Here is a 10,152-nt window from a genome sequence, read left to right on the forward strand (position 1 = left end):
GTCCGGCCGCCAGGCGGGCACCGTCACCTCGCCGCCGCCCTGCCGCACGGCCCGCGCCAGCCGCCTCGGAACCTCGGCCACCTCCGGCGGCACCGGGCGCCGGGCCCACAGCAGACCGGTCGCGGCCTCGGTGGCGGCCAGGGCCGCCTCGTACATCGGGCGCAGGGCCGTCCGGCCGTGCTCGGGGAGTACGTCCTGCAACTGGTTCAGGCGGGCCGTCAGCACCCGGCGGGACTCCGCGCCCCGCGCGGTGCCCAGATCGTCGAGGGTACGGCCGAGCGCCTCGTACCCGGCGGCCAACGCCCGGCGGCCCGGATCACCCGCCCGACCGGGCAGACCCAGCAGCACGACGAACCCGGCCCCCACCAGCATCATCGGCGCCGCCGCCCACCACGGCCCCGGCAGCGGCATCCCACTGCCCAACGCCGCCGACACCAGCAACAGCATCCCGGCCGCCGACCCCCGCGGGCCCGTCGCGCTCAACGCCCCCGAGACGAAAGCCGTCAGCGTCAACCCCACACCCAGCACCACCACGCCCGCATGAGCGTGCTGCAACGCCGTACCGACCAGCATCCCCAACGCCGAAGCCGCCACCGCCGACCCGATCCGGACCGCCCGCAACCGCCCGGGCTCCACCCGGTCGTTCATCGTCGCGTGCATCGCCCCCAGCCCGGCGAACACCCCCAGACCCAACCGGTGCGCCCACAACCCCAGCGCCAACGGCACCACCATGCCCACCGCCGCCCGCACCATCAACACCACCGGCACCGGCGGCCTCACCGGCCGCACGGCACGGGCCCACCACGGGGTAGGGGTCGACATGTCTCGCTCACGTCCGTTCTGCGGCCACGAGTCGCTGCTGTGCGACATTGCGCGGCAGATGGGGCGTACCGGGTCAGTCTACCCAGCGGCCCCGGGCACGGACCGTACGTGTCAAGTTCGTACCGATCGAGCCCGGGCGGCCCAAGGGCCCTGCCCGGCCGACAGAGGCGGTGGCTACGATGACAGAGGCGGAGACCGCCCACAGGGCGGGCGGTCCAACCGACCAGGACGGTAAGAAGCAGAAGTTGACGGTGTGTTGCGGCACGGCGGGCCCGGGAGACGCCCGGGGCGAGCCGGCCGTACGGGGGAGAGGTGGATTGCTGTGACGGATCCGAGTACGCCGGCCGCGGGGACGACGCCGGGGGGTTCGGCGAATACGCCGTTCACGCTGGACAAGAAGCTGCCCCTTCCATGGTTCGGCGGGGTCAACATCGCTCCCGTCTACAGCACTGTGGAGACGAACGGCACTGCCGGCGATCTGGTCTCAGCCTTCGGCAAGCACGACGTCAAGATCGAGATCGACACCCTCACCGAGTTCGCGAACAAGATCGAGGCCCTGCTCGCCGCGATGGAGGGTTCTGAGGCCGCGCCGTACAAGCTCGCCGCTCAGAAGGTCTCCCAGCAGAACTTCGTCAGCGGGGACCAGGCCCACCAGTTCGTGGAAGCAGTCGCACTGTCCTCCACCTACGAGAAGGTCCACACCCAGCTCGTCAAGCTGCACAAGGACTTCACGTCGCAGATCAAGGCGATGCAGAACGCGGTCACGTCGACGGCACAGAACTACTCGACCAACGAGGACAACGCGACAGCCGATCAGAACGCGGTCGCGCAGAGCGCTGGTTCGACGGGAACGAGCGGACCCGGGTCGAGGCGGACCGGCGCCAAGAGCTTCTGATGGCGTCGACGGAGACGGTTCACGGGGAACGGGGAGAAAATAGTGGCAGTCCAGTCGAAGTTTGAAGGCATGGACCATGAAGTACTTCTGAACATGGTCAACGGGACCGACCCCACGACGGTCCTGAGTCGCGCCGCGAAGCTGCAACAGGCCGGCGGTGTTCTGAAGGAGTTGAGCGAGGCGCTCAAGTCGCACCTCTCCAAGGTCACCTGGGAAGGCCACGCCGCGGAGAACTTCAAGACGTGGGCCGGGAACCTGCAGCAGTCCGCCGAGAAGCTGGGTGCCTACTCCGTGGGTGCGGGCGACGCCATGAATCAGGCCGGTGAAGCACTCAGCACTGCCAAGGCGGCGATGCCGCCCGTGCCGTCGGACGCCCTCAACTGGGTGAACGGGCGGAAGATGCAGTCGGCTCCTGACCCCGAGGTAGTCAGGCAGCTGAAGACGTTCGGCTGGAACCCGAACGGCCCGTCCACGGCGGAGATCGACGCGGCCATGAAGCGCAAGAACCCGAACTGGGTCTCCGAGACGCAGGCCATGGCCGGAACGAAGGAGCTTTACGATGCGCACCAGGAAGCCATCCGGCAGATGGAGAAGCTGGGCGAGGCCTACTCCGCGGCGACCACCACGCTGACCGGGCTCGGCGACAACGTGGTGCTGCCGGGGACGCCCGAGACGAACCGGGACGCGTCATCTGACTATTCGGGCAGTGGCAATACCGGTGGGAACTACGGCGGCGCCCTACCCAGCCCGCATTCCGCCGGTGGCAGTGCCAGGGGGAGCTATAACGCGCCTGGTGGCAGCTACGGCAGCGTCTCCATGACGCCCCGTGACCCGGGAACGGGGCGGCAGGAGTCGATCTACCCCGGCCACGCCGGGCCGGTCCCTCCGCACGACGGCGGCCAGCTGCCGCCCCCGCCGCATGACCCGGGTTCCTCCGTCCCGCCGTCCCACCCGTCGGACCCGGTCAGCCGCCCGGGGACGGGCCTCGACAGCATCCCGACCCTGCCGGACCAGAGCGCCCCGGTCGGGCCCGGCAGCGGTCCTGGGCTGCCGGGTGGCCCTGGTGGAAACCCCGCCTACCCGGGCGGTCCCGATGGCCGAGGGGGGCTGCCCGGACTGCCCGGCAGCGGCCCGATCGCCGGTTTCCCCGGCGGGACCGGTGGCGGCCCCGTCCCCACCCGGGGCATCGGCAGCATCCCCGGCAAGGGGGGCGGCTCGGTGCCTCTCCGCACGGGCCCCTTCAACGGCGGTTCGATCCCCGGCAAGTCCGGTACCCCGGGTCTGCCCAGTGGAACGGTCTTCGGCCGTGAGGGCGCGCCAGGAGCCGGCCGGGTCGGAGGATCGCCCACGAGCGGCGGCATGGGCGGCATGCACCCGGGCATGGGCGGCGGCCACGGCGCTGTCGGCGGCGCCGGCGGCTCGCGCGGCCGGGGCCTGACCTCGACCCCCGGCGGTACGGTCGGCGGCCGCAAGGGCCCCTCTGCCGGTGGGGAGTTCACCCCTGGCGGTACCGGCCTGCGCAACCGTGCGGCCGCAGCAGAAGCCGCCGAGGGCGGTGCCCGGTCCGGGCAGAACGGCATGATGGCTCCCGGCGCCGGCGGTCACGGCAGCCGGAAGGAGCGCGACCGCCGCAACCGTGCGGACTACCTGCACGAGGACGAGGAGACCTGGATCAGCGGTACGCCGGACAGCAACCCGGACGTGGTTGAGTAGGACGGCAACGACTGCCCGGCCACTGGGCTCGCCCAGTGGCCGGGCAGATCTGTTCGGGCACGCTTTCCCGGTCTGTGGAGAGATTGACGAGGAGTTGTGATGGGGCGGACGGATACGCGAGCACGTCTGCAGGTGTTCGTGGCGGCGCTGATGGCGGTTGGAGTCGTGGTCGGCCCAGTCGCAACACCTGCGATTGCTGATGGCCCGATTCGTCCTGACCAGTGGCATCTGGATGCGATGCAGGCCCCGGAGATGTGGAAGACCTCGAAAGGGGACGGGATCACCGTTGCAGTGATCGACGGTGGCTTCAAACTGGATCATCCGGACCTGGTGGGCCAGTTCCTGCCAGGGCAGGACTTCAGCGGCGGCGCCGGTGGTGTCGGTTCCTACGGTGACGGGCATGGCACCCAGATGGCCAGTCTGATTGCCGGGACCGGAAGATCCAGCGGTGGCACAGGCGCTTATGGGCTTGCTCCCGGGGCCAAGATTCTTCCGCTGAAGATCAATAATGGGACTGTCGCGCCGGTGGTCTCGACTGATTTCCTCGGTCAGGTCGGGCAGGCCGTTACGTATGCGGTCGACAAGGGTGCGAAGGTCATCAATATCTCGCAAGGAATTTCGGCAGTCTCCACTTCGCCTGGCGATGTGGAGAAGTTGAACAAGACCTTGACGTGGGCCCGAGGGAAGGGCGTGCTGGTCGTATCCAGCGTCGGAAATTCGGCCCAGTCCGGGAACCTCGTTGAGTATCCGAGCGCGCTGCCCGATGTCGTCGGAGTGGGTGCGGTTGGTCGCGACGTTGTTGCGACCTCGGAGTCCCAGCAAGGGCCGCAGGTAATCCTTGCCGCGCCGGGTACGGACATGATCGAGGCCTGCACCGGCAACACCGGATACTGCAAGAGTCATGGCACATCTGACGCGGCTGCCCTGGTGTCGGCATCGGCGGCGCTGGTCTGGGCCGTGCACAAGGACTGGACTGCGAATCAGGTTCTTCGGGTTCTCATCAATACGGCGGGAAAGCCCACTGACGGTTCTGTTCGCAATAACGATGTCGGATACGGAGTTGTGCGTCCCCGGGTTGCGCTGACGGATCCGGGGGATCCCGGTCCGGCGGATGTGTCTCCGGTTCCGGTGACGGATCCTGTGCCTACGGCGAGCCCGTCCGCGTCTGCCAGCGCGCAGGCTCCGGCCCCGTCGGCGTCGAGTCCCGCCGTAAGCCCGAGCGACGTAGCGGTAGGTGCACCGCCGGCGCAGCCGAAGGCCGATGCGTCGTCCGGGTCGAGCAGCACGCTGCCGATCGTGGGTGGGGTGGCGGCCGGGCTGGTGGTGGTGGCCGGGGTGGTGTTCGCCGTGGGGCGGCGGCGGAGGGCGCGCCGGGTGTGAGGTGGGGTGGCCCGGGTGCCGTGGGGGCGGCGCTCGGGCTTTTTGGTGGGCGCGGGGGTCGGTGGTGTGCGCCGGGGTCACTCGGGCGGGGGCTGGTGGGGGCGGCCCGGTGGTGGCGAGGGTGGGTGGTATGGATGCGGAGGGTGCTTGGCGGGCAGGGCAGTTGCGGCGGGCGGCGGCTGCGGCGTTGATCGGGACGGCGATCGAGTTCTACGACTTCTTCCTGTACGGGACGGCGGCGGCGCTGGTGTTCGGGCCGGTGTTCTTTCCCGGGCTGGGCCGGGTGGGGGCGTTGTTGGCGGCGTTCTCGGTGTACGCGGTGGCGTTCCTGGCGCGGCCGTTGGGGGCGGTGGTGTTCGGGCACTTCGGGGACCGGGTGGGCCGGAAGGCGACGCTGGTGGTGTCGTTGCTGTTGATGGGGTCGGCGACGGCGGCGGTGGGGTTGTTGCCGGGGTTCGCGGTGTGGGGGTGGTGGTCGCCGGCGCTGTTGGTGGTGTTGCGGGTGTGCCAGGGCGTGGGGTTGGGCGGGGAGTGGGGTGGGGCGGCGCTGCTGATCGCGGAGAACGCGCCGGCCGGGCGGCGGGGGCGGTACGGGGGGTTCCTGCAGTTGGGGCCGTCGGGCGGGTTCGTGTTGGCGAACGGGGCGTTCCTGGCGCTTCAACTGGGGCTGGACGAGGGGTCGTTCCGGGAGTGGGGGTGGCGGGTGCCGTTCGTGGCCTCGCTGGCGCTGGTGGCGGTGGGGCTGTTCGTGCGGTTGCGGCTGGCGGAGACGCCGTTGTTCCGGGCGGACGAGCGGCGGGACCGTCCGCCGGTGGTGGAGGTGGTGCGTGAGCACTGGCGGCCGGTGCTGGCGGGCGGTGGGGCGATCACGGTCGGGTACGCGTTGTTCTACCTGACCACCACGTACGCGCTGGCGTACGCGACCTCCGACTTGGGGGTGGCGAGCACGGTGGTGCTGTCGATGCTGCTGGTCGGTGCGGTGGGTGGTGCGGTGACGGTGTGGCTGAGTGCCTCGCGCAGTGACCGGTGGGGCCGGCGGCGGACGATGCGGTGGGCGACGGCGCTGGTGGCGGGGTGGTCGCTGGTGCTGTTCCCGCTGCTGGAGACGGTGCGCCGGCCGTTGATGTTCCTGGCGCTGGCCGGGGCGATGGTGGCGCTGGGGTGCCTGATGGGCCCGGTGGCGGCGTTCCTGCCGGAGCTGTTCCCGACCCGGGTGCGCTACACGGGTGCCGCGTTGACGTACAACCTGGGCGGAGTGGTGGGCGGCGCGACGACGCCGCTGGTGGCGACCCGGCTGACGGAGGCGTACGGGACGGCGCAGCCGGTCGGCTGGTACCTGGCGGTGCTGGGTGTGGTGGCGATGGGCTGCCTGTGGCTGCTGCCGGACACCACGGGCGCGGAGTTGGGGGTGGTGGACGGCGGACGCCGCCGGGCGCCCGTGCTGGGGGCGGACCCGGCGGCGTAGCCGTACGGAGGGTGGTTCAGCCGGCCAGGGCGGCGCGGCCGGCCAGCACGACGGCGGTGTGCCTGGCGACGCGATCGCCGAGGTGCTCGGCGGTCGCGATGTCGGCCTTGTGGACGGCCTCGGGGCCGGCGTCGGACGGGGAGGAGGCGGCGGCGCCGCTGAAGAAGCCGAGGCGGTTGAGGTCGTTCTCGGAGGCGGTGGTGGCGTTCCAGCCCGGCTTGAGGCCGAGGTTGACCCAGTTCATGCCGTGCTGGGCGGCGAGGGTCTGGAAGAAGCCGAGGGTGCTGGCCTTGTCGCCGCTCTTGGAGGCGGAGTTGGTGAAGCCGGCCGCGACCTTGTCCTTCCAGGCGTCGGTGAACCAGCGCTTGCTGCTGGCCTCGGCGAAGACGTGGAAGGCGCCGGAGGCGGTGCCCATGTAGGTGGGGGAGCCGAAGACGATCGCGTCGGCGGCGTCCAGCTGGGCCCACTGCTCGTCGGTGATGGTGTCGACGGCGATCAGGGTGACCTCGGCGCCCGCGGCGGCGGCGCCTCGGGCGACGGCCTCGGCGATCACGGCGGTGTGGCCGTAGCCGGAGTGGTAGGCGAGGGCGACGGTCGGGCGGATGACGGTCATGCGGGCACTCCTGTGCGGGCGGAGGAACAGGGGGACGGGCGCGGGCGGACACGGCGGAGCCCCGAGGGGGCTCGAACCGGCCCGATCCGTCGAACGGTCTCCAATATAGACCAGGTCTCCAGTGGAGACCAGGTGCGGATCGGAGACCGGAGGTCTACCCTGGGCGGTATGACGACGGAGGAAGCAGCCCAGGCCGGGGCCGGATGGCACGGGGAGCGGGAGTGCGGCGCGGGGGGGAGTGGCGAGCAGGAACGCGACGTCTTCGCCCGGCTCTGCCCCAGTCGGGAGCTGTTCGCCGAGCTCGCCGACAAGTGGTCGCTGCTGATCCTGATGAGTCTCTTCACCTGCGGCCCCCAGCGCTTCTCCGAACTCCAGCGCGGGGTCGGCGGGGTCAGTCGCAAGATGCTCACCCAGTCGCTGCGCAACCTGGAGCGCAGTGGCCTGGTTCTCCGCACGGTCTTCCCGGAGACGCCGCCGCGAGTGGTCTACGACCTGCGGCCGCTCGGTCGGGAGCTGGCCGAGCTGGTCCTTCCGCTCGGGCGCTGGACGGAGCGGCGGGCCCCGCAGATGCTCGCGGCCCGCGAGGAGTTCGACGCGGCGCACGCCGAGAGGGTCTAGGGTCTGCGGGCCCCGGTGGTGAGCGGGCAGGTGGACGGCCGAGGGGCGGACGGAGCCGATTTCCCTTCCGGGCCGACGGCCGTGTAATGTCTTCCTTGTTCGACCGGCCCGGCCAAACAAGCCCGGCAAGCCCCTATAGCTCAGTCGGTAGAGCGTCTCCATGGTAAGGAGAAGGTCTGCGGTTCGATTCCGCATGGGGGCTCAACTGGAAGACCCCCGCCTCACGGCGGGGGTCTTTCGCGTTCTCGCACCTGGTCCGGCGCCACGCGGTGGCCTAGCGGGTCGGGTACGGAATGCGTTGTGATGGTGCGTCATCGGCCGCCCGCCCGAGGGGTGCGGGCGCGAGCCGGACCCCGACCGGGAGGGCGTCATGGGCGTTCGACTCGTGGTTGTCGACGACCACCGGCTGCTGGCCGAGGCGCTGGCCACCGCACTGCAACTGCGCGGCCACCGGGTGCTGGCGGTCGGCTCGCCGGCCGGCGTCGCCGCCGACCTGGTGGCTGGGCGGCGGCCCGAGGTGTGTCTGCTGGGGGTGGCCGCGCCGGGGGAGCCGGGCGCCTTCGACGGGCTGCGCCGGATCCGCCGGGAACGCCCCGAGGTGGCGGTGATCGTGCTCGGGCCGGTCGGTGAACTCCGCGGTGTGGCCTGCGCGTTCGCGGCCGGGGCGGCGGGCTACGTGCCCAGCGACGAGCGGATCGAGGTGGTCGAGCGGGCGATCGGACGGGCCCGGGCGGGCGAGGCCGCGGTGACGGTGGACGTGCTGCGCGGCGCCTTCGACCAACTGCTGCGCCCGGTGGCCGAACCGGACGACGAGGCGGTCCGGCTGCTGCGGCTGCTGACCCGCCGTGAGGTGCAGGTGCTGGCCCGGATCGCGGACGGTGAGGACACCGCGGCGATCGCCGCCGGGATGCGGATCGCCGCGAGCACCGCCCGTACCCACGTCCAGCGGGTGCTGATGAAGCTCGGTGCCCGTACCCGGCTGGAGGCGGCCGCGGTGGCCGCGCGCACCGGCCTGCTGGAGCGGCTGGCGGGCGGCTGAGCACGGCGACCCGGCACGGCGGTTGACGGGCGGCCGGAGGATGGCCGGAGGACGGCTGGTCGGGCGCCTGAGGAGTGGGTGAGAAAGCGTGCGGATGACCGCCCGAGTGGTCCGGAGCACCCCGCCGGGCAGGGACAATTGACCCGAGTCGTACGTCCGCATTCCCTCGATGGCGCCGCCGAGCGGGCGACCATCGCCCGCTGGAGGTCTCATCATGAGTAAGTACCTGGTCACGGGTGGCGCCGGCTACGTCGGCAGCGTGGTGGCTGCCCACCTGCTGGAGGCGGGTCACCAGGTGACCGTCCTGGACGACCTCTCCACCGGTTTCCGCGAGGGCGTCCCGGCCGGTGCCGAGTTCGTCGAGGGCCGGATCCAGGAGGCCGGCCGGGTGCTGGACGGCTCCTTCGACGGCGTGCTGCACTTCGCCGCCTCCTCGCAGGTCGGCGAGTCGGTCGTGGACCCGGAGAAGTACTGGCGCAACAACGTGGCCGGCTCGCTGGAGCTGATCACCGCGATGCGTACGGCGGGCGTGCGCAAGCTCGTGTTCTCCTCCACCGCCGCCGTGTACGGCGAGCCGGAGGTCGTGCCGATCGCCGAGACCGCCCGGACCTCGCCGACCAACACCTACGGCGCCAGCAAGCTCGCCATGGACCACATGATCACCAGCGAGGCCGTCGCCCACGGCCTGGCCGCCGTCTCGCTGCGCTACTTCAACGTGGCCGGTGCGTACGGCGCCTACGGCGAGCGCCACGACCCCGAGTCGCACCTGATCCCGCTGGTCTTCCAGGCCGCGCTCGGTCAGCGCCCGCACATCGCGGTGTTCGGCGACGACTACCCGACCCCGGACGGCACCTGTGTCCGCGACTACATCCACGTCGCCGACCTGGCCGACGCGCACCTGCTGGCGCTGGACGCCGCCAAGCCGGGTGAGCACCTGATCTGCAACCTGGGCAACGGCAGCGGCTTCTCGGTGCGCGAGGTGATCGAGTCGGTCAAGCGGGTCACCGGCCGGGAGATCCCGGTGCAGGTCGCCGGTCGCCGGGCCGGCGACCCGGCGGTGCTGGTGGCCTCCGCCGAGCGCGCCCACCAGGAGCTGGGCTGGACGCCGCGCCGCCCGAACCTGGACGAGATCGTCGCCGACGCCTGGAAGTTCGCCCTGGAGAAGAGCGGGAAGTAACCCGCCGACGGCCGGTACGAGCCGGTCGGCCGGGCCGGCTCCGGGAGCGCTTGCGGCATTCCCCGGGGCCGGCCCGACCGGACAAGTCGGGCTACTCGCACACCTTCTGACGAAACTTCACCGAACCGCCACGGGGGCGTTTCCCGGCCCGTACGCTGAGTGCGGTACCGGTGGGGCCGGCGCCCTTTCGGCTTCACCGGCCACCGGTGGGCGGGCGGAGCGGCGGGTCCGGAACGCGGACGCCGTACCGGTCCCCGCCTCCCGGGCTCGGGCGCTCTGAGCAGGGGGTAGTGACGATGGGGCGGATCCGGGTCCTGGTGGTCGACGATCACCGGATCTTCGCCGAGGCGCTGGCCGCGGCCCTCGCCGCCGAGCCCGACGTGGAGGTGGGCGCGGCCGGCAGCGCGGCCGCCGCCGAGCGGGCGCTGGA

At 71.6% G+C, this 10,152-nt stretch carries 8 protein-coding genes, 1 tRNA gene and 2 pseudogenes; 9 read left to right on the plus strand and 2 right to left on the minus strand.

Features of this window, described 5'->3' with window-relative positions; all coding sequences use genetic code 11:
• Positions 1-822, minus strand: a pseudogene (locus BG452_RS21645) (YccS/YhfK family membrane protein); the annotation flags it as partial.
• A gap of 322 nt (positions 823-1,144) precedes the next feature.
• Here BG452_RS21645 and BG452_RS21650 point away from each other — a divergent pair.
• The 4 genes from BG452_RS21650 (at position 1,145) to BG452_RS21665 (ending at position 6,275) form a co-directional block, all read left to right on the plus strand.
• On the plus strand, positions 1,145-1,717 hold the full coding sequence (locus tag BG452_RS21650; RefSeq protein ID WP_188305999.1) for a hypothetical protein: 573 nt from the start codon (positions 1,145-1,147) through the stop codon (positions 1,715-1,717).
• Positions 1,718-1,786: 69 nt separating this feature from the next.
• Positions 1,787-3,430 carry a WXG100 family type VII secretion target gene (locus tag BG452_RS21655; RefSeq protein WP_188306000.1) on the plus strand — a complete coding sequence of 548 codons (1,644 nt, stop codon included), beginning with the start codon at positions 1,787-1,789 and terminating at the stop codon, positions 3,428-3,430.
• A 99-nt stretch (positions 3,431-3,529) separates the two neighbouring features.
• Entirely contained in the window at positions 3,530-4,810 is a 1,281-nt protein-coding gene (mycP, locus tag BG452_RS21660) for a type VII secretion-associated serine protease mycosin (protein ID WP_188306001.1), read from the plus strand.
• Positions 4,811-4,940: 130 nt separating this feature from the next.
• Complete coding sequence (locus BG452_RS21665; RefSeq protein WP_188306002.1) at positions 4,941-6,275, plus strand: MFS transporter; 1,335 nt, start codon at positions 4,941-4,943, stop codon at positions 6,273-6,275.
• Between the two features lie 16 nt (positions 6,276-6,291).
• Here BG452_RS21665 and BG452_RS21670 read toward each other — a convergent pair whose 3' ends face one another.
• A complete protein-coding gene (locus BG452_RS21670) occupies positions 6,292-6,888 on the minus strand; it encodes a flavodoxin family protein (protein ID WP_188306003.1) in 597 nt (198 codons plus the stop codon).
• Between the two features lie 168 nt (positions 6,889-7,056).
• Here BG452_RS21670 and BG452_RS21675 point away from each other — a divergent pair, with 168 nt between their 5' ends.
• From BG452_RS21675 to BG452_RS21695, 5 genes and pseudogenes are all read left to right on the plus strand, one after another.
• Positions 7,057-7,506, plus strand: coding sequence for a winged helix-turn-helix transcriptional regulator (locus BG452_RS21675; protein ID WP_188306004.1), 450 nt, complete (start codon positions 7,057-7,059; stop codon positions 7,504-7,506).
• Between the two features lie 129 nt (positions 7,507-7,635).
• Positions 7,636-7,708: transfer RNA gene (locus tag BG452_RS21680), tRNA-Thr, on the plus strand.
• Positions 7,709-7,876: 168 nt separating this feature from the next.
• A complete protein-coding gene (locus tag BG452_RS21685) occupies positions 7,877-8,545 on the plus strand; it encodes a response regulator transcription factor (protein ID WP_188306005.1) in 669 nt (222 codons plus the stop codon).
• A gap of 214 nt (positions 8,546-8,759) precedes the next feature.
• Positions 8,760-9,722, plus strand: a complete 963-nt coding sequence (gene galE, locus BG452_RS21690) for a UDP-glucose 4-epimerase GalE (RefSeq protein WP_188306006.1) — start codon at positions 8,760-8,762, stop codon at positions 9,720-9,722.
• A 296-nt stretch (positions 9,723-10,018) separates the two neighbouring features.
• Positions 10,019-10,152, plus strand: a pseudogene (locus BG452_RS21695) (DNA-binding response regulator); the annotation flags it as partial.

This window comes from Streptomyces sp. CBMA123, assembly GCF_014596465.1.
Taxonomy (GTDB): Bacteria; Actinomycetota; Actinomycetes; order Streptomycetales; family Streptomycetaceae; genus Kitasatospora.